The following is an 18,504-nucleotide window of genomic DNA, read 5'->3' on the forward strand; positions in this document are numbered from 1 at the left end:
ACCCAAATAACGGATATACACACAAAACCTCAGCCCAAAAAAAGCCCCGCGACCGAATGACGGCACGGGGCTAAAAATTGGCTGGATGCGACCAACCAAAGGAGCTCTTTAAATCACATCACTTGGCACTGGCAATGGTGGTACTCGGCTGCCACCCACCCCCCAACGCCTTGTAAATCGCGACAATCCCACGATACAGATCCACCTCGGCCTGAGCCTGCGAATCCTCGGCAGCCAAACGCTCACGCTGCGCGTCCAGCAACACCAGGAAATCCACCGTCCCTTCGCGGTAACGAATCTCCGCCAGATCCGCAGCCGCCCGACTCGACTCACTCTGACGAATCAGCGAAACCAACCGCTGCTGGCGTTTACCGTAATCACTGAAGGCATTTTCCGATTCTTCCAGCGCCAGCAACACCTGCTGCTCATAGCTCGCCAGAGCACCATCCGCCTCGGCATCCGCACCACGCAACCGCGCCCGCACACTGCCCAGGTCAAACGCCGCCCAGGTAATGCTCGGACCCAGCGACCACGCATTCGCCGCCGCCGACCCAATCTGCGAACCGCGCCCAGCGGTAAACCCAAGGAACCCACTGAGGCTCACCCGCGGAAACAGATCAGCCTTGGCCACCCCAATCCGCGCCGTGGCGGCTGCCAACTTACGCTCGGCACTGAGAATGTCCGGACGACGTTGCAGCAGTTGCCCCGGATCACCAATCGGCAACGCCTTGGCAATCGCCGGCAAATCTTTCGGGCTCAAATCCACGCTCAACTTGTCCGGACGCTCACCGAGCAGGGTAGCGATGCGATTACGCTCGCGAACTTCCTCGGCCTGCAGTTGCGGCACACTGGCTTCTACAGCCGCCAGCCGCGCATCGGCACGCACTACATCGAGCTGATCGCCCACACCGGCATCCCGCAGGCTGACCGTAATGCCGCGCGAATCCTCCTGGTTCTTCAGGTTGGCCACCGCGATTTTCTCACGCAGTTGCGCGCCCCGCAGTTGACCGTAAGCGTCCACCAGCTCGGCAATCATCGTGACTTGCAGTTGATACAGGTCGGCCTCGGCAACCTGTTGGTCAGCGTCGCTGGCCTCGAGGTTGCGGCGGATGCGCCCGAACAAGTCCACCTCCCAAGCCATGTCCAGGCCCAGGTCATAACGCTCACTGTTGACGCGTTTGGTGGTCTGGCCCGGAATCTGGCCTTTGCCCACGTCGCTGCTGACGCGGCTGGTGATCACCGGCATCACGTCATTGGCAGCGTCGTCACGAATCGCCCGGGCTGCCCGCAGGCGGGCAAATGCCACCCGCAGGTCACGGTTACCGTTCAGGGACTGAGTCACCAACTGGTTAAGGGTCGGGTCCTCGAACTGCTGCCACCAGATGCCTTCGAACTTCGCGTGGTCGTACTGCTTGGCGTCGGCGGCGGCCGTTACGTTGGCCGCCTCCAGTGGCTGGGTTTTATAGTCCGGGCCCACGGCACAGGCGCTCAGCGCCAGTACCAGCAAGCTCGGCAAAAATACTTTCACGCTCATTGCTGTGTCTCCAGCTTCAAGGCCTTGGCCGCTTTGCGCGCCTCACCGCGTTCAACAAACCGGCGGATCAGTACATAGAACACTGGGGTCAGCAGCAGACCGAAGAAGGTCACGCCGATCATCCCGGAGAACACCGCCACACCCATGGCATGACGCATCTCGGCACCGGCACCGCTGGACAACACCAGAGGCACTACACCCATGATGAAGGCGAACGAGGTCATCAGGATCGGCCGCAGACGCAGACGGCAGGCTTCCAGTACCGCGGCGAGCGGGTCGAGGCCTTCCTGCTGTTTATCCTTGGCGAACTCGACAATCAGAATCGCGTTCTTACAGGCCAGGCCCACCAGTACGATCAGGCCGATCTGGGTAAAGATGTTGTTGTCGCCGCCAGAGATAATCACCCCGGTGATGGCCGACAGCAGGGTCATCGGTACGATCAGGATCACCGCCAATGGCAGGCTCCAGCTTTCGTATTGGGCGGCGAGTACCAGGAACGCCAGCAGTACGCAGAGCGGGAACACGAACAGCGCAGTGTTGCCCGAGAGGATTTGCTGATAGGTCAGGTCGGTCCACTCGTAGGTCATGCCGTTGGGCAGTTCGTCTTTCAACAGTTTCTCGATCGCCACCTGGGCCTGGCCGGAGCTGTAGCCCGGTGCGGCGTTGCCGTTGATCTCGGCGGTGATGAAGCCGTTGTAGTGCATCACGCGGTCCGGACCCGAGGTGTCGCTGACCTTGATGAAGGTCGCCAGGGGAATCATCTCGCCTTTGTTGTTACGCACTTTCAGCTGACCGATCTGGTCTTCATCCTGGCGGAACTGTTGCTCAGCCTGCACGTTGACCTGATAGGTTCGCCCGAAGCGGTTGAAGTCGTTGGCATACAACGAACCCAGGTAGATCTGCAGGGTGTCGAAGATGTCACTGATCGCCACGCCATGGGTCTTGGCCTTTTCACGGTCGATGGCAGCATCGACTTGGGGCACGTTGACCGTGTAGCTGGTGAACAGGCCGAACAACTCAGGCACGCCACGGCTCTTGGTAATGATGTTCTGCACTTCTTTGTACAGCTCGTCGTAACCCAGGTTGCCACGGTCTTCGACCTGCAGGCGGAACCCGCCGATCGTACCCAAGCCCTGTACCGGCGGCGGTGGGAAGATCGCCATGTAGGCTTCCTGGATGCTGCTGTATTTGCCATTCAGTGCACCGGCAATCGCACCGGCCGACAGGCTTGGGTCTTTACGCTCATCGAACGGCTTCAAGGTCACGAACACGATGCCGTTGTTCGGGCTGTTGGTAAAACCGTTGATCGACAAACCAGGGAAGGCAATCGCGCTTTCCACGCCCGGCTGTTTCATCGCAATGTCCGACATGCGCTTGATCACGTCTTCGGTGCGGTCCAGGCTCGCGGCGTCCGGCAATTGCGCGAAGGCCACCAGGTATTGCTTGTCCTGGGCCGGTACGAAACCGGTCGGCGTGTGGGCAAAGCCCAGCCAGGTCAGGACCATCAGGCCGGCGTACAGGAACAGCGCGATGCCACTGCCGCGAATCACCCGGCGCACAGTGCCGACGTAACCATGGCTGGCCTTCTCGAAGAAACGGTTGAACGGCTTGAACAACCAACCGCCCAGCATCTTGTCGAGGAACCTGGAGAAGCCGTCTTTCGGTGCGTTGTGGCCTTTGAGCAATACCGCTGCCAGTGCGGGCGACAGGGTCAGCGAGTTGAACGCCGAAATTACCGTCGAGATCGCAATGGTCAAGGCGAACTGCTTATAGAACTGCCCGGTCAAGCCGCTGATAAAGGCCGCTGGAATGAACACCGCACACAGTACCAGCGCGGTCGCGATGATCGGGCCGGTCACTTCGCTCATGGCCTTTTCGGTGGCCGGGAACGGTTCCAGTCCAAGCTCGATGTTCCGCTCGACGTTCTCCACCACCACGATGGCGTCGTCCACCACGATACCAATCGCCAACACCAGTCCGAACAGCGACAGCGCATTGAGCGAGAAGCCAAACAGGTGCATCACCGCAAAGGTACCGATCAACGAAACCGGCACCGCCACCAGCGGAATGATCGACGCACGCCAGGTTTGCAGGAACAGGATCACCACCAGCACCACCAGGATCAGTGCTTCGAACAAGGTGTGAACCACGGCCTCGATGGAACCGCGCACGAAGACGGTCGGGTCGTAGGCGATTCGGTAATCCATGCCTTCCGGGAAGCTCTTTTTCAGCTCCGCCATTTCGGCGCGCACTTCATTGGAGATGTCGATGGCGTTGGAGCCAGGGCGCTGGAAGATCGGGATCGCCACCGCCGGCTGGTTGTCGATCAGCGAGCGCAGGGCATATTGGCTGGAACCCAGCTCAACCCGTGCAATGTCCTTCAGGCGCGTGATTTCACCGTTGTCACCGGCACGAATGACGATGTTCTCGAACTCTTCCTCAGTGACCAGACGGCCCTGGGTATTCACCGACAGCTGGAAACTGGTGTCAGTCGGCGCAGGCTGCGCACCCAGCGCACCGGCCGCTACCTGGCGGTTCTGTTCGCGAATGGCCGTCACCACATCAGTGGCGGTCAGGTTGCGCGAGGCGGTCTTGTTCGGATCGAGCCACACCCGCAGGGAGTAGTCGCCCATGCCGAACAGCTGCACATCACCCACGCCGCCCAGCCGTGCCAACTCATCCTTGATATTCAGGATCGCGTAGTTGGACAGGTACAGCATGTTGTAGCGCTGATCGGGGGAGGTGATGTGCACCACCATGGTCAGGTCGGGAGACGCCTTGTCCACGGTGATGCCGATGCGTGTCACTTCCTCAGGCAGTTTTGGCTGAGTCCGGGTTACCCGGTTCTGGACCTGCACCTGCGCGTTGTCCAGGTCGGTGCCCAGGGCGAAGGTGATGGTCAGGGTCAGCTTGCCGTCGGCGGTCGACTGCGAGGACATGTACAGCATGTTCTCGACGCCGGTGATGGCTTGCTCCAGAGGCGCGGCCACGGTTTCACCGATGACCTTGGGGTTGGCGCCCGGGAAGTTGGCGCGTACCACTACAGTCGGCGGCACCACTTCCGGGTATTCACTGATGGGTAGCTGGAACAGTGAAATCGCGCCGGCGATCAGGATCAACAGCGACAACACCGCTGCGAAGATCGGCCGCGAAATGAAGAACTTGGAAAAATTCATCTTGAGTCGTATCCCTTAACCGCGTGGAGTCGCGACACTGGCGAGCTTGGGCGCGGCTTTATCCGGCGCCACTTGCTCCAGGTTGCTGGCTTCAAGCGCTTGTCGTTGTTGTGCCAAGGCGGCGAGGGTTTCCTTGCTGGCCATCGGGATGGTTTCCGGAGCAACCGGCGATCCCGGGCGAACGCGCTGCAAGCCTTTGACGATGATCGTGTCGTCCTTGGTCAGGCCGCTGCGCACAATGCGCAAGCCTTCGATCTTCGGCCCCAGTTCCACGGCGCGATAGGCAGGCTTGTCGCCGTCCATCACCAGTACGAATTTCTTGCCCAGGTCGGTGCCCACGGCTTCGTCGCTGATCAGCACGGCGGAGTAGGTGCCGCTGCCCACCAGCTTCAAGCGGGCATACAGGCCAGGGGTGTATTCGCCCTTGCTGTTATCGAACACGGCGCGACCGCGAATGGTGCCGGTGGCCGGGTTTACCTGGTTGTCGACGAAGTTCATCTGGCCCAGGTGCGGGTTGCCGGTTTCATTCGACAGGCCCAGGTACACCGGGGTGGTAGCGCCACGGCGACCCTGGCGCGCGAGTTCGGTGTACTTGAGGTACACGCGCTCATCGGCGTCAAAGTAGGCGTAGACCTTGTCGGTGGAGACCACGCTGGTCAGCGCGGTGACATCGGCGGTCACCAGGTTGCCGGCGGTGATTTCGGCACGGCTGACACGGCCGCTGATGGGCGAAGTCACGCGGGTGAAACTCAGGTTCAACTTGGCCAGGTCCAACTGCGCCTGGATCCCGGCGACGGCGGCGCGGGCTTCCTGGGCGGCGGTGGTGCGCGAGTCGGCCAGTTCGGCGGAGATCGCATTGCTCTGGCGCAGGCGTTCGCCGCGCTGGGCTTCGTTATCACTGCGGGAGGCAGCAGCTTTGGTTTGCTGCAGTTGGGCTTCGAGGCGGCGCACTTCAGCCTGGAATGGGCGTGGGTCGATCTGGAACAGCAGGTCGCCTTTCTTGACCAGCGCGCCTTCGGTGAAGGCTACCTGATCGATCTGGCCCGACACGCGCGGACGGATCTGTACGGTTTCCGGCGCTTCGAGGCGGCCGGTGAATTCGTCCCACTCGTTGACCGGTTGTTCCAGCACCTTGGCCACGCTGACATGGCTGGGTGGCATGGCGGCTGCTTGTTCCGGCGCTTTGCCGCAGGCGCTCATCACCATCACGGCCAAAATGGCCAAGGGATAGCGCAAATGTTTGAGAGACTGTTCCATGAAGTGCATCCGCCAATGTATTTAAGATGGGCGGATCATGCTCGGCAGGGTGCTATCTCACGAATCGAATGAAACAAAGGTAACTATCATTCGGAATGATATAAGCGTAATGCGAGCCCTCTAGCATGCAGGTTTCGTTAGGGAGCTATCAATGCTGTTGATGACAAAGGACTGTTGCGCAAGATGCAAGGAACAGCGCGCCCTATAAACTGTCGGGCGTGCTGGCTATTCAAAGGTGCAGAGCGCCGGGTTGGTTGCCGTGCATTCGTTGCCGGCCCATGCGTTGCCAACCGGCTTGGCATTGACCGGGTTTTTCAGGGTCATGCTCACCGGTTCGTGGTTCTGATCCAGGTAGTGGCATGCCACCGACGACTGACCCTGGCCGCTTTGGATCACCGCCTTTTCAAAGTGGACCTGGTGCAGGTCCTTCTGCTCTGTCATCGGGTTTTGCCCGGTCCATTGCTGACCGTCCGGGCCGGACGCGGAGTAGGCAACCACTTCGCCGGTCGGCGTCTTTTTGTACGTATCTTTAAGGGCATGGGTGGGCGGGCAGGCGGCAGTGCCGGCGTAGACGTTGCCCATCAACGCCATCAGGGTAATCACGAGGGCTGAGGTTTTCTTGAGCTGCCTGTTCATCACGCGTGCTCCTGATCTGGAGTAACTGTGAGGTAAAGACTAGCCCAAACAGGCAACGCCGGAAGGTGCTAAATCCACACGTCGTTGATTGCCGTACGCTCGCCACCCTCACTGCCGGTGTTCAGCACGCCGCAGGGCTCGATCAACAGCAGCTTCACCTCACCCAATGCGTGCGGCTTGTGCTCGACGCCTTTGGGCACCACATACATTTCTCCTTGGCCGATGGTCACGGCGCCGTCGCGGAAGTCGATGCGCAGGGTGCCTTCGAGGACGATAAAGGTTTCATCGGTGTCGGCATGGTCGTGCCAGATAAAGTCACCTTCAATCTTCACCACCTTGAACTGGTAGTCGTTCATTTGCGCGACGACCTTGGGCGCCCATTGCTCGCTGAACAGGGCGTATTTTTGCGCGAAGTTGATCGAAGTGTAATGCGTCGAAGCGGAGGTGGCAGGCATCGGAGGTTCCAGGGTTTCAGCAGATCGGAGCCTTACGTTAGGCCCAACGGCCCCATGGATATTGAATGATCGTGCAGTAGGCGGCGGTCTTGGGTGTGTGCAACTGTTGGCTGGGCAACACCAGTCGGACACTTATGGTTTACGCGGGACAGCGTGATGCCAGCCGTTGTTTTTATCTGATTGATTTTATTAACAATAATTTATGGCATGGGCTCTGCAATGCACACAGGTGAACCCTTTCACCCGTCGCTCAGCGGAGCCTTGTATGCCTTGCACTTTTTTCTCACGTTTCCGTTTCATCTGGCTTGGCGCAGCGCTGTTGCTGGGCCACGCCGCGCTGTCCCAGGCCGCCGAGGGCGACGACGCGGTGCCGTCCCTGGCCGGCAAGCGCATTGCCGTGAGCATGACCGGCACCAGTCACTATTTCGATATCAAGGCATTCCAGGCCCAGGTCGACGAGATCAAGCGCCTCGGCGGCACGCCGATCACCCTCGACGCCGGGCGCAATGACAAGAACCTGGTGACCCAACTGCAAACCGTGGTCACCCAGAAACCCGATGCGGTGATCCAGACCCTTGGCACCCTCAGCGTGATCGACCCGTGGCTCAAGCGCATCAGCAAGGCCGGCATCCCGCTGTTCACCATCGACGCGCCTTCGCAGTACAGCCTCAACAACACCACCTCGGATAACGTCGCCACCGGCAAGGCCCTGGCCGATCAACTGATCAAGGACGCCGGCGGCAAGGGCAAAATCCTGGTGTTCAATGGCTTCTACGGCGTGCCGGTGTGCGCGATTCGCTATGACCAGTTGAAGCTGGCGCTCAAGGATCACCCGCAACTGGAAATCATCGAGCCGGAGTTGCGGGATGTGATCCCCAACACCGTGCAGGATGCGTATTCCCAAGTGTCCGCGCTGCTCAACAAGTACCCGGCCGGCAGTGTCTCGGCGATCTGGGCGGCGTGGGACATTCCGCAACTGGGGGCGAGCAAGGCGTTGATCGATGCCAAGCGCACCGAGATCAAGACTTATGGTGTGGACGGCACGCCTGAGGTGCTGGAGCTGCTCGGCCAGGCCAATTCACCGGTGGGCGCAGTGGTCGCCCAGCAGCCGGCGCTGATCGGCAAGACCGCGGTGCAGAACGTGGCCCGCTACCTGGCCGGGCAGCGCGACCTGCCCAAGGAAACTCACGTCGCGACGCTGCTGACCACGGCTGCCAACCTGGCGCAGGTCCAGCAACTGCGGGGTGATTGATGGCTGCATTGCACTTGCAGCACCTGCACAAACGTTTCGGCGCCACCCTGGCGCTGGATGATGCGAGCCTGAAAGTCGAGCGCGGCACCATTCACGGCCTCGTGGGTGAGAACGGTGCCGGCAAGTCGACCTTGATCAAGGTCCTGGCGGGGATCCACAAGGCGGACTCGGGGCAGGTGAGCATTGACGGCCAGGCGTATACCGCGCTGTCCCCGCGCCAGGTGGATGCGCTGGGCGTGCAGTTCATCCATCAGGAGCGGCTGTTGCCGGCGAGTTTTACCGTGGGTGAGGCGCTGTTTTTCGGGCATGAGTTACGTCGTGGTCCGTTTGTGGATCGGCGTCGGCAGCAGCGTGAGTCTGAGCGTTTGCTGGCGGAATATTTTGAGCTGCAACTGCCGGCCGACGCGTTGGTAGGCGAGCTGAACAGCGCCGAGCGCCAGGTGCTGCAAATCACCCGGGCATTGGTTCGCCAGCCGAAGATCCTGGTGTTCGACGAGCCCAGCGTCGCGTTGGTCAAGCGCGAGGTCGACCAGTTGCTGCGGATCGTCAAGCGCCTGCGGGACCAGGGTTTATCAATCCTCTACATCTCCCATTACCTGCAGGAAATCGACAGCCTGTGCGATGAGGTGACGGTGTTGCGCAATGGTCGTGATGTGGCGGTGGTGGAGCCACGTCATACCTCCAGCGCGCAGATTGCGCGGTTGATGGTCAATCGTGAGGTGCAGGACATGTATCCCAAGGCTCAGGTCGAACTGGGTGAACCGTTGCTGCAGGTGCGCTCGCTGAGCCTGGCCCGGCGCTACCGGGAGATCGACCTGGAGCTGCGCCGAGGTGAAATCGTCGGACTGACCGGGCTGGTCGGGTCGGGCGCCAAAGACTTGCTCAAGACCCTGTTTGGCGTAGCGCGTGCCGACAGCGGCAGCATCCACCTGGAAGGCCGTTTGTTGCGCCTGCGTTCACCCGGCGACGCCATCGCCCAAGGGATTGCCCTGGTGCCGGAAGAGCGCCGCAGCCAAGGGGTTTCACCGCTGCTCTCGGTGCTGGAAAACCTCACACTGGCCGGGCTTGCGCGGTTCAGCCGTTGGGGCTTGCTGAACAAGCGCCAGGAACAGGCCGAAAGCCTGCGCCTGATCGACGAACTGGCAATCAAGGTGCCAGGTCCGCAGGCCGCGGTCAGCCAACTCAGCGGGGGTAACCAGCAGAAAGTTGCCTTGGGCAAATGGTTGAGTCGACGCTCGGCGGTGTACCTGTTGGATGAGCCGTGCGTGGGGGTGGATGTCGGCGCCAAAGTCGAGATTTATCGCCTGATCGGGCGCCTGGTGGAAGAGGGGGCTGCGGTGCTGGTGCTGTCTTCGGACTTGCCCGAGCTGCTGGGAATTTGCGACCGCATCCTGGTGTTGCATCGAGGCGAGATTGCCGGTGAGTTCCTGGCCGGTGAGGCGGACAGTGATCAATTGCTGGCGTGTGCCACGGGGGCTGTGCCGCCCACGGTATCCGTGCCGGTGAATCGGGAGGTGGCGCATGTCCCTGCTTGAGACGGCTGCGCCGGGCTTGTCCCAACGGTTGTGGGTACTGGTGTTGCGGCGCGGTTCGGTGGGGGTGTTCCTGGCGATCCTGCTGGGGTTTGCCGTGGCCGCGCCAAACTTTTTGTCGGTGGGTAATATCGCCAATGTGTTCAGCCAGTCGGCCATCCTGGGGGTGCTTGCCTTCGGCCTGACCTGCGTGATCATCGGCGGCGGTTCCAATATCGTCGCCGGCGGGCTGGACCTGTCGCTGGCGGCCAATCTGGGGTTGTGCGCTGCACTGTTCAGCCGACTCAACAATGCCGGTCTCGACCTTTGGGCCAGCCTGCTGCTGACCTTGGGCTGTGGCCTGGCGGTCGGCCTGCTCAATGGCCTGGCCGTGGTGGTACTGCGTTTGCCACCGTTGCTCGCGACCCTGGCAAGCATGAATGTTCTGGCCGGCCTGGAGTTGGTCCTGACCGAAAACACCGTGGTCTCCACCGACTCACCGTTGCTCGACCTGCTCAGCGGCGGGACCTGGCTGGCAGTGCCGGCACTCGCCTGGGTGTTGCTGGTGACGGCCTTCGTGCTGGCGCTGTTGATCCAGCACACGGCGTATGGCCTGCGCCTGCATGCCGTCGGGGAATACCCGCACGCCGCTGAGGCTGCGGGCATTCGGGTGCCAGCGTATGTGCTTTCCAGCTATCTGTTGTCGGGGTTGTGTGCCGCCGTGGCGGCGTTGTGTTCAGCGGCATTTTTCAGCGGCAGCACCACCGGCTCCGGCGACATGCTGCTATCGGTGGTGGCGATTGCCTTTCTCGGCGTGGTGTTTTCCCGGCGGCTGGTGGCAAGCATCCCCGGCACCTTGCTCGCGACCTTGCTGATCGGCTTTCTGATCAACGGGTTTCAACTGCTCAACCTGTCGAGCTTCTGGGTCAACGGTGTGCAGGGCGTGCTGATTTTGCTGGTGGTCGCGGCTTCCAGTGCATTGAATCGGGGAGAGCCTTCATGAGTCGGGTTTCAACGCTACAAGCACATGGCGGTGGGTGGCGTTCACTGTTACCCCTGACGTTGCCGCTGGTGTTCGTGGCCATCGTCGTGGTGTTTGCCTGGCAGGCACCCGGGTTCCTCAGTGGCGGTAATCTCAAAAGCCTGGTGCTGAACAACTTCGTGCTGCTGGCGATTGTCGCCATCGGCATGACCTACGCGGTGGCGGCCGGTGGCATCGATCTGTCGGTGGGCACCGCGCTGGATTTCGCCAGTTTCAGCTTTGTAGTGTTACTGAACGCCGGGCACGGGTTGGGTGTGGCGATCGCTGGTGCGTTGGCCGCCGGGTTGCTGGTAGGACTGTTCAACGCCGGCTTGATCGCGGGTTTGCGGATCAGCCCGTTCCTGGCGACCCTCGGCACCTTGTTTATCGGCACCAGTGCCCAGCAGTTGCTCTCGGACGGCGGCCAGCCGATCTACATCGCCCAGGGCTTCAAGCCGGAACTGGCGAGCTTCAGCCCGTTGGGTGTGCCGTTGCCGTTGTTGATCGTGCTGGTATTGGCAGTGGTCTACGGCCTGTTGCTGGCCCGTGGACGCCTGGGGCGCGAACTGCTGGCCCAAGGCACCCAGCCGCTGCTGGCGTATTACTCAGGGTTATCGGTACGGCGCATTGTCACCACCACAGTATTGGCCGCTGCGCTGGCGTGTGGGGTGGCGGGGATTCTGCTCAGTTCGACGGTGAGCGCTTATGTGCCGCTGTCGGGCAATGCGTTCCTGCTGAATGCGATTGGTGCGGTATTTATCGGCACCACGTTGAATCGCCAGGGCCGGGCGAATATCCCGGGCACGCTGCTGGGTGTGCTGTTTATCAACGTCATTGCCAATGGCTTGCTGTTGATCGGCTGGAATTTTTACTGGCAGCAGGTGGCCACCGGCGTGCTGATTTTTGTGGTGCTGGCCTTCAGTTTTATCAGCCGCAGGATCGCCCAGAACACCTGAGGCGCGGCGCCCCAGGTGTCAATCTGTCGGTTACTTTTCCCAGTCAGCCTTGGGGATCAACAGGCCATGGTTGCCGTTATAGGCGGCGCGTTCGGGCTGTTTCCAGCCTTCCAGCAGCGCGTCGTCGAGGCGGTAGATCTCAACCCCCAATGGACGGCAGACCTTCAGCGGGTCTTCGGCGTCCGGGCCCCACATCGGCAGCGACAGGTCGCCACCCGGGCAGGTGGAGAGGGCGCACAGCAGGTCGATTTCGGCAAAAAACTCCAGATAGTCGCCCTGTTTGGCCGGGCAGGCTTTCATGAAGTACATGTCGTCGTGATTCAGGCCGGTGCACTGGAAGATATTCAGCACGTCATGCACGTCGAACTCGGTCAGGCCATGGGGCAACACGGCGCGAGTCAGGTTGGAGTGGCAGTGGTGGTGGAAGTCTTCGCCGGTGAGCATCTTGTTCACGTAAGGGTCGCAGCGCGTGCCGAGCAAATCGTGCAGGCGCCCGCCGTGTTCGTCGATGCCGTAGTCGGCCAGGCTGTCGTCGGTGATGGTGACCATCGGCCGCAAAAACGGCAAATTCGACCACAGGCGGTCATAGGTGCTGACGTGAGCGCCTTGCAACTGGCGGGTGCGTGCCGCCCACATGCGCTCGCGAGGGTCGTTTGCACTCCACACGTTGAAGTCGCCGACCTGCGGGCCCACCGGTGTGGTCACGCGAAACACATGGCCGGCCGGTACTTTCCAGGCGCGGCCGGTGCGGATCGGCACTTCGAATTGTTCGATCAGGGTGCGGCCGTCCGGGGACTCGCGCACGCGGTCATAAAAGGCTTTGTCGACCTGCAAGGCAGCGCCTTTGCTGACTTGGTAGGCCGCTGGATAGTCCTTGTACATGGTAGGTCCTCGCTTCAGGGTTTGGGGATGCTGCTCAGAATGTCCAGCAGCACCGATTCGGAGTCGTTGAGGTAGCTGCCCAGGGCTTCCCCGGCGGCTTGCTTGTGGCCGTCAACCAGCAGGTCGTGAATCTGCCGGTCGCGTTCCAGCCAGGGTTTCTGGAAGGCCTCCTCGCTGGGGGCGTTGGAAAACACCAGGCGCATCTGGGCTGCAATATGGGTAAAGAATTCGTCCAGCAACGGGCTGCGCATCAGCCCGACGATGTGTTGGTGAAAGCGCAGGCTGTGAGTACCGAAGGCCTGCCAGTTCTCGCGATCCTGGGCCAATTGCGCGGCCTCGATGGACTCGAGCATCAAGTCGGACTGGTACTCGCGCAACGGCTTGCTGGCGGCGATGGCCTGCAGCTCCAGGGTGCGACGCACCTTGAAGAGGTCACGCACTTCATCCACCCCGAGGCGGCGCACGATCACGCCTTTGTTGCGCACGTAACTGGTCAGGCCTTCGCGGCCCAGGTGGTGCAAGGCTTCACGCACCGTGTTGCGCGAGGCGTTGTAGGCGTTCACCAGCTCGCTCTCCACCAGCGGCATGCCGGGCAGCAGGCGGCCGCCGATGATGTCTTCACGCAGCTCGATGGCAACCTGGTCGGCCAGCGACAGGCTGGGTTCCTTGGCTTGACTCACGTTGGGGCTCCTTGGGCTCACGCCAGTTGGACGTCTTTGAGGAACTTGGTCATGCGTTCGCTGCGTTGTTCGAGCATTTCACGCGGCGGGGCGTCCTGAATAATCTCGCCGCCTTCCATGAACACCACACGATCGGAGAGCTTGAACGCGAAGTTCATTTCATGGGTCACGATGACCATGGTCATACCTTCGCGAGCCAGCTCTTCGATCACCGCGAGTACGTCGCCCACCAGCTCCGGGTCGAGGGCTGAGGTGGGTTCGTCAAACAGCATCACCGACGGCCGCATCGCCAAGGCGCGCGCAATTGCCACACGCTGCTGTTGGCCGCCGGACAATTGATGCGGGTACTTGCCGGCGTGCTCCAGCATGCCGACCTTGCGCAGCAGGGCCAGGCTCAACAGGCGCAGTTCTTCGCCGCCCCCATGGGCATGGTAGACGGGCGCGAGCATCACGTTCTCAAGGGCGGTTTTATGCGGGAACAGGTTGAACCCCTGGAACACCATGCCGACATGCACGATGCCGCGCATATGCACCTTGTGACCCAGCGCACCCTGGGGCTCCTGAGTGCCACGCAGGAACGGCTGGCCTTGCAGGGTGATTTCGCCACGGTCCAGGCTTTCGAGGCCGTTCATGGTGCGAATCAACGTAGTCTTGCCCGAGCCCGACGGGCCGATGATCGACACCACCTCGCCCCAGCGCACATTCAGTTCGACACCCTTGAGCACTTCCAGCTCGCCATAGGCCTTGCGCACTGCGCGGGCCTGCAACGCAAACTCGCCGGGCTCGGCCTGGCCGGACGCACGACGCGTCGCCACCTGGTCGAGTTCAGCGGGCGCGATTGCCTTGGGTTTGCGGCGGGTCACGTCCAAGTGGTTTTCAAGCACCCGCAGCAGCCAGCTGAACACCGTCACGATGAACACGTAATAGAACGCCACGGCCAGCATGGTCTCCATCACCAGGAAGTTCTGGGTGTAGAGCTGTTGGCCCACCAGCAGGATTTCCGAGAGCGAAATCACCGACACCAGCGAGGTCAGCTTGACGATGGTGATGTATTCGTTGGCCAGTGTCGGCAATGCCACCCGCAGCGCCTGGGGCACCACGATCAGGCGCTGCACGCCGCGATAACCCACGCCCAACGCCTTGCCGGCTTCGCGCTGCCCCTTGACCACCGCCAGCAAGCCGCCCCGATGAATCTCGGCGATGTAGGCCGCCTCACTCAATACCAGGGCGATCAGGCCCGCGGAGTAAGGGTTGGACAACACCACGCTGGTGGACGGAAACACCTGGGGCAGGTTGTAGACAAAGATCAATAGAACCAGTAACGGCAGGCTGCGGAAGAACCAGATGTAGACCCCGGCGCAATCCCGCAGCCAGCGCCGTTCAGACTGCCGGGCCAGGGCCAGGAAAAACCCCAGCACAATGCCCAGCAGCCAGGTTTCCAGGCTCAGTTCGACCACAGTGCCGACGGCGCGCCAGAAGTCGCCGTTCCACAACAGGCCCAGGGTGTAGTGCCAATCGAATTGCATAAAGGTGCTCCGCGTTTCAGTTACCCAGTGCCGCAGTGATTTCGGCGGCGTTCGGCTCGGCCAGGTTGTAGCGCGCAAGCAGCTTGCCGTAGCTGCCGTCCTGCTTGATCTGGCTCAGGGCACCGGTCAGTTCCTGGAGCAGTGCCGGGTTTTCTTTACGCACTGCCAGGCCGACCACCACCGGGTAGATCAATTCGTTTGAGCTGATCACGGTTTTGCCTTGCAGTTTTTCCACAGTGATCTTGGCGACCGCCGCGTCTTCCATCTGCACGTCGACCGCTTGGGCGAGCAGGGCCTGGGCGGCTTCCGGAGACGTCGGGAACTCACGCGACTCGATCGCCGGCTTGCCCGCAGGGAGGCAGTAGTCCGCCGAAACCTTGTTCAGCTTCGGCACCCACGACGCGCCCTTGATCGACCCGACGCGCTTGCCGCACAGGTCTTCCGGGCGTTGGGGTTTGAAGTCACCGGCGCTGAGCACCATCAGCGAAGAGCCGGTCTTCAGGTAGCTGAGGAAATCCACCTGTTTGGCGCGCTCGGGCGTGACATACAGCGCCGAGGCCACCACGTCGAAACGCTGCGCGTTGACGCCGAGGATCAGGTTGGCGAAACGGGTGTCGAGAAAGCGCGGTTTCAGCCCCAGTTGCTTGCCCATCAACTGCATGAACTCCGGGTCGAAACCGGCGGGGGTCTTTTGCTCAAGGTAGGTGTAAGGCGGGTAGGTGAGGTCGGAGCCGATCGACAGCTCGCCCTGCTTGAGGGTGCCCTTGACCTCGGCAGCCGACAGTAGCGGTGCCACACACGCCAGGGTGATCGCTAGCCCCAGGGTGCGCTTGGTGTTCTTGCCCTTCAGACCTTTTTGCATGTTTGTCGCCTCGGTTGCTGGATTCAGGGGTAGTCATGATTGTTCAACAATCCTGTATTAGTGGGTACGCGTTTATCGTGCCAAGTAGATTGATTAAGGGTTTTTTGATGAGTTTTGATGGGAGGCGAGGGCTTTTTTTGTAGGCGCGCACACCAATTCGGGGCGATTCGTTACCACGCGCTACGTTGTGGGGCGGGAATATTGCGGGGCATCACGCACGTACTTATTGATAAAGTGCCGCTACGAAACCCTGAGTGAACAGCAATGACGTCGATCTCCCAACGCCGCTCAACCTTGATTGCCTTGTTGGTCGCCGTCACCTTTTTCATGGAGAACCTGGACGCCACGGTGATCGCTACGGCGTTGCCGGACATCGCCAAAACCTTCGGGGTGGGGGCGGTGGACGTGAATATCGGCATGAGCGCCTACATGCTCGCCGTCGCTGTGTTTATTCCCATCAGCGGCTGGCTGGCCGACCGCTTTGGGTCGCGGCGGGTATTCGGTTCGGCGATTGTGCTGTTCAGTGTGTCGTCGTTGCTGTGCGGGTGGAGTGACAGCCTGCAAACCTTCGTCGCCGCGCGCGTGTTGCAGGGCATCAGTGGGGCGATGATGGTGCCGGTGGGACGCCTGGCGGTGCTGCGCTCGACCGAGAAGAAAGACCTGGTGCGGGCGATTTCATTTATCACCTGGCCCGGCCTGGTGGCGCCGATACTCGGGCCGCCGGTGGGCGGGTTTATCGTCACCCACGCGTCCTGGCCGTGGATTTTCTACCTCAACCTGCCGCTGGGCCTGTTGGCGTTGATTGCCACGCTGGTATTGATCCCCAAGCACGACGAGGTCACTGCCCGCACCTTCGATTTCAGCGGTTTCCTGCTGGTGGGCGTCGCCAGCGCGGCGCTGTTGTACGGTGTCGAACTGCTCGGGCAAAGCCGTGGCAGCCTTTTGCAGGGCCTGTTGCTCAGTGGCGCAGGCGTGATGCTCGGTGCCTTTGCCTGGCGCCATATGCGCCGGCATGCCCAGCCGTTACTGGCGTTGGGTGTGGTGAGCGTGCGCACCTTCAGTGTGTGCCTGTGTGGCGGGTCGATTTTCCGGGTGGCCATCAGCACCTTGCCGTTCCTGCTGCCGTTGATGTTTCAACTGGCGTTCGGTCTCTCGGCCTTCGATGCCGGATTGCTGGTGCTCGCGGTATTTGCCGGCAACCTGGCGATGAAACCGTTCACCACCTGGGTAATGCAGCGTTGGGGTTTCCGTCCGGTGTTGATGATCAACGGCATCCTTGGCGTACTGGCGATTGCCGCCTGTGCGTTGCTGGATGAGCGCATGAGCTGGGCGCTGATCCTGTTCATTCTGTTCGTGGGCGGCCTGTCACGCTCAATGCAGTTCACCTTGTTCAACACCCTCGGGTTTGCCGATATACCCAAGGCGCAGATGAGCGATGCTTCAACCTTGTTCAGTATGTTTTTCCAGCTGAGCATGGCCATGGGCGTGGCGATTGGCGCGCTGTTGTTACGTTTTGCCATGATTTTTCACGGCAATACCGGGCAGGCCGCCACCACCGATTTCCAGCTGACGTTTCTGTTGGTAGCGGTGATTGCCGGCGTGGCGCTGCTGGATAACCTGCGCTTGCCGCCCCAGGCCGGGGAGTCGGTGCTGCAACGCAAGTGAACCCACGATACCTTCGGGGTATGAAGCAACACCTATTGAATATTGGACGGTTTGCGTCCCCCGCAGCACTCTGCGGTGAAGTTCACACGCAGGGCCCATAACAATAAAAGGCGCAACCATGACCGTGCTATTGAGTGAGCGCAGCCAGATTTTCGATCGTGCAGATGCCTATGCCGTGTCCGACTACGTCAACCAGCACGTAGGCAGCCACTGTATCCGCCTGCCGCCCAAGGGCCGCCCGCAGGCGAGCATCAGTCACCGGACCTTCTCCAGCCTGGACCTGTGCCGCATCAGCTACGGTGCGCCGGTGCGGGTGACGTCGGTGGCGCTGGAAACCATCTACCACCTGCAAATCCTGCTGCACGGCCACTGCCGCTCGAACTCCCGTGGCGAAGAGCAGGTGCTGGGCCCGGGGGAAGTGCTGCTGATCAACCCGGATGACCCGGTGGACCTGACCTATTCCGCCGACTGCGAAAAATTCATCGTCAAAGTGCCGGTTCGCCTGCTGGAAAACGCCTGCCTTGAACAGCACTGGACGTTACCGCAGCCGGGCATCCGTTTTGCGGCGCCGCGCCATGCACTCACTGAAATGGGCGGGTTCCTGCAACTGCTGGGGCTGATCTGCCACGAGGCCGAAAACGCCGCCGAGCCGGAAGTGCAGGGCCTGTATGAGCGCATCGTCGCCAATAAGTTATTGGCGCTGCTGGCCAGTAACGTCCTGCGGGTGATCCCGCGGCCCGATCAAGGCGGCGGCTTTGAAGCGGTGCGCCAGTTTATCGAGGAGCACCTGACGGACGACATCAGCGTCGAACAACTGATGGCCATCGCCAGGGTCAGCGAGCGGTCGCTGTATACCTTGTTTGAACGCCAGGTCGGCCTGTCGCCCCGGGACTACATGCGCCAACGCAAGCTGGAGCGGGTGCACACCATGCTGCAACTGGCCACGGCGCGCAGCGTCACCGAGGTGGCGCTGGATCACGGGTTTGTACACCTCGGGCGATTCTCCGAGGCCTATCGCAAACGCTTCGGCGAGTTGCCCTCGCAGACATGGAAGCGTCGGCTTGCGCCAGGCGGATAGCGAATTGCAGTCA

General features: G+C 61.3%; 15 protein-coding genes. 6 read left to right on the plus strand and 9 right to left on the minus strand.

Translation table 11 applies throughout. The annotated features are described in order from the left end of the window. Positions 1-118: 118 nt before the first annotated feature. The 5 genes from SNL23_RS01550 to SNL23_RS01570 all read right to left on the minus strand — a co-directional run bounded on the left by SNL23_RS01550 (position 119) and on the right by SNL23_RS01570 (position 7,058). Positions 119-1,534: an efflux transporter outer membrane subunit gene (locus tag SNL23_RS01550; protein WP_167664242.1), complete on the minus strand. Its 1,416-nt coding sequence runs from the start codon at positions 1,532-1,534 to the stop codon at positions 119-121. Next, complete coding sequence (locus tag SNL23_RS01555) at positions 1,531-4,710, minus strand: efflux RND transporter permease subunit (protein WP_076013563.1); 3,180 nt, start codon at positions 4,708-4,710, stop codon at positions 1,531-1,533. Before SNL23_RS01555 ends, SNL23_RS01550 begins: the two co-directional genes overlap by 4 nt. A gap of 15 nt (positions 4,711-4,725) precedes the next feature. After that, the gene (mexE, locus tag SNL23_RS01560) at positions 4,726-5,967 is read right to left on the minus strand and encodes a multidrug efflux RND transporter periplasmic adaptor subunit MexE (RefSeq protein WP_076013718.1); all 1,242 of its coding nucleotides are present in this window, start codon (positions 5,965-5,967) and stop codon (positions 4,726-4,728) included. 225 nt (positions 5,968-6,192) lie between these two features. Further along, positions 6,193-6,603, minus strand: a complete 411-nt coding sequence (locus SNL23_RS01565; RefSeq protein ID WP_076013562.1) for a DUF3757 domain-containing protein — start codon at positions 6,601-6,603, stop codon at positions 6,193-6,195. Between the two features lie 68 nt (positions 6,604-6,671). Further along, a complete protein-coding gene (locus SNL23_RS01570; RefSeq protein ID WP_076013561.1) occupies positions 6,672-7,058 on the minus strand; it encodes a cupin domain-containing protein in 387 nt (128 codons plus the stop codon). A gap of 265 nt (positions 7,059-7,323) precedes the next feature. On the opposite strand from SNL23_RS01570, the gene SNL23_RS01575 reads away from it, so the two are divergent. Genes SNL23_RS01575 through SNL23_RS01590 form a run of 4 tightly spaced genes read left to right on the plus strand, consistent with a single transcriptional unit; the run spans position 7,324 to position 11,798 of the window. Then, positions 7,324-8,310, plus strand: a complete 987-nt coding sequence (locus tag SNL23_RS01575; RefSeq protein WP_318301414.1) for a sugar ABC transporter substrate-binding protein — start codon at positions 7,324-7,326, stop codon at positions 8,308-8,310. Further along, entirely contained in the window at positions 8,310-9,845 is a 1,536-nt protein-coding gene (locus SNL23_RS01580) for a sugar ABC transporter ATP-binding protein (protein WP_318301415.1), read from the plus strand. The genes SNL23_RS01575 and SNL23_RS01580 overlap by 1 nt, the downstream gene beginning before the upstream one ends. Next, positions 9,832-10,824, plus strand: a complete 993-nt coding sequence (locus SNL23_RS01585) for an ABC transporter permease (RefSeq protein ID WP_318301416.1) — start codon at positions 9,832-9,834, stop codon at positions 10,822-10,824. The genes SNL23_RS01580 and SNL23_RS01585 overlap by 14 nt, the downstream gene beginning before the upstream one ends. Continuing rightward, on the plus strand, positions 10,821-11,798 hold the full coding sequence (locus tag SNL23_RS01590; protein ID WP_318301417.1) for an ABC transporter permease: 978 nt from the start codon (positions 10,821-10,823) through the stop codon (positions 11,796-11,798). Before SNL23_RS01585 ends, SNL23_RS01590 begins: the two co-directional genes overlap by 4 nt. Positions 11,799-11,828: 30 nt before the next feature. On the opposite strand, the gene SNL23_RS01595 is transcribed toward SNL23_RS01590, so the two are convergent. Genes SNL23_RS01595 through SNL23_RS01610 form a run of 4 tightly spaced genes read right to left on the minus strand, consistent with a single transcriptional unit; the run spans position 11,829 to position 15,748 of the window. After that, a complete protein-coding gene (locus SNL23_RS01595; protein WP_318301418.1) occupies positions 11,829-12,680 on the minus strand; it encodes an urea carboxylase-associated family protein in 852 nt (283 codons plus the stop codon). Between the two features lie 14 nt (positions 12,681-12,694). Continuing rightward, a complete protein-coding gene (locus SNL23_RS01600; RefSeq protein WP_318301419.1) occupies positions 12,695-13,360 on the minus strand; it encodes a GntR family transcriptional regulator in 666 nt (221 codons plus the stop codon). A 17-nt stretch (positions 13,361-13,377) separates the two neighbouring features. Then, the gene (locus SNL23_RS01605; protein ID WP_076013555.1) at positions 13,378-14,886 is read right to left on the minus strand and encodes an amino acid ABC transporter permease/ATP-binding protein; all 1,509 of its coding nucleotides are present in this window, start codon (positions 14,884-14,886) and stop codon (positions 13,378-13,380) included. Positions 14,887-14,902: 16 nt separating this feature from the next. Further along, entirely contained in the window at positions 14,903-15,748 is an 846-nt protein-coding gene (locus tag SNL23_RS01610) for an ABC transporter substrate-binding protein (RefSeq protein WP_318301420.1), read from the minus strand. Positions 15,749-16,012: 264 nt separating this feature from the next. Here SNL23_RS01610 and SNL23_RS01615 point away from each other — a divergent pair, with 264 nt between their 5' ends. After that, positions 16,013-17,413, plus strand: coding sequence for an MFS transporter (locus SNL23_RS01615; protein ID WP_318301421.1), 1,401 nt, complete (start codon positions 16,013-16,015; stop codon positions 17,411-17,413). A 118-nt stretch (positions 17,414-17,531) separates the two neighbouring features. After that, on the plus strand, positions 17,532-18,491 hold the full coding sequence (locus tag SNL23_RS01620; protein WP_076013553.1) for an AraC family transcriptional regulator: 960 nt from the start codon (positions 17,532-17,534) through the stop codon (positions 18,489-18,491). The last annotated feature ends 13 nt before the right edge of the window (positions 18,492-18,504 follow it).

It is taken from the genome of Pseudomonas sp. SED1, from assembly GCF_034044025.1.
GTDB lineage: Bacteria > Pseudomonadota > Gammaproteobacteria > Pseudomonadales > Pseudomonadaceae > Aquipseudomonas.

Excerpts from the sequence above, each read along its gene's own strand:
- SNL23_RS01550 (WP_167664242.1), bottom strand. The coding sequence starts at position 1,534 with ATGAGCGTGAAAGTATTTTTGCCGAGCTTGCTGGTACTGGCGCTGAGC.
- SNL23_RS01555 (WP_076013563.1), bottom strand. The coding sequence starts at position 4,710 with ATGAATTTTTCCAAGTTCTTCATTTCGCGGCCGATCTTCGCAGCGGTG.
- mexE (WP_076013718.1), bottom strand. The coding sequence starts at position 5,967 with ATGGAACAGTCTCTCAAACATTTGCGCTATCCCTTGGCCATTTTGGCC.
- SNL23_RS01565 (WP_076013562.1), bottom strand. The coding sequence starts at position 6,603 with ATGAACAGGCAGCTCAAGAAAACCTCAGCCCTCGTGATTACCCTGATG.
- SNL23_RS01570 (WP_076013561.1), bottom strand. The coding sequence starts at position 7,058 with ATGCCTGCCACCTCCGCTTCGACGCATTACACTTCGATCAACTTCGCG.
- SNL23_RS01575 (WP_318301414.1), top strand. The coding sequence starts at position 7,324 with ATGCCTTGCACTTTTTTCTCACGTTTCCGTTTCATCTGGCTTGGCGCA.
- SNL23_RS01580 (WP_318301415.1), top strand. The coding sequence starts at position 8,310 with ATGGCTGCATTGCACTTGCAGCACCTGCACAAACGTTTCGGCGCCACC.
- SNL23_RS01585 (WP_318301416.1), top strand. The coding sequence starts at position 9,832 with ATGTCCCTGCTTGAGACGGCTGCGCCGGGCTTGTCCCAACGGTTGTGG.
- SNL23_RS01590 (WP_318301417.1), top strand. The coding sequence starts at position 10,821 with ATGAGTCGGGTTTCAACGCTACAAGCACATGGCGGTGGGTGGCGTTCA.
- SNL23_RS01595 (WP_318301418.1), bottom strand. The coding sequence starts at position 12,680 with ATGTACAAGGACTATCCAGCGGCCTACCAAGTCAGCAAAGGCGCTGCC.
- SNL23_RS01605 (WP_076013555.1), bottom strand. The coding sequence starts at position 14,886 with ATGCAATTCGATTGGCACTACACCCTGGGCCTGTTGTGGAACGGCGAC.
- SNL23_RS01610 (WP_318301420.1), bottom strand. The coding sequence starts at position 15,748 with ATGCAAAAAGGTCTGAAGGGCAAGAACACCAAGCGCACCCTGGGGCTA.
- SNL23_RS01615 (WP_318301421.1), top strand. The coding sequence starts at position 16,013 with ATGACGTCGATCTCCCAACGCCGCTCAACCTTGATTGCCTTGTTGGTC.
- SNL23_RS01620 (WP_076013553.1), top strand. The coding sequence starts at position 17,532 with ATGACCGTGCTATTGAGTGAGCGCAGCCAGATTTTCGATCGTGCAGAT.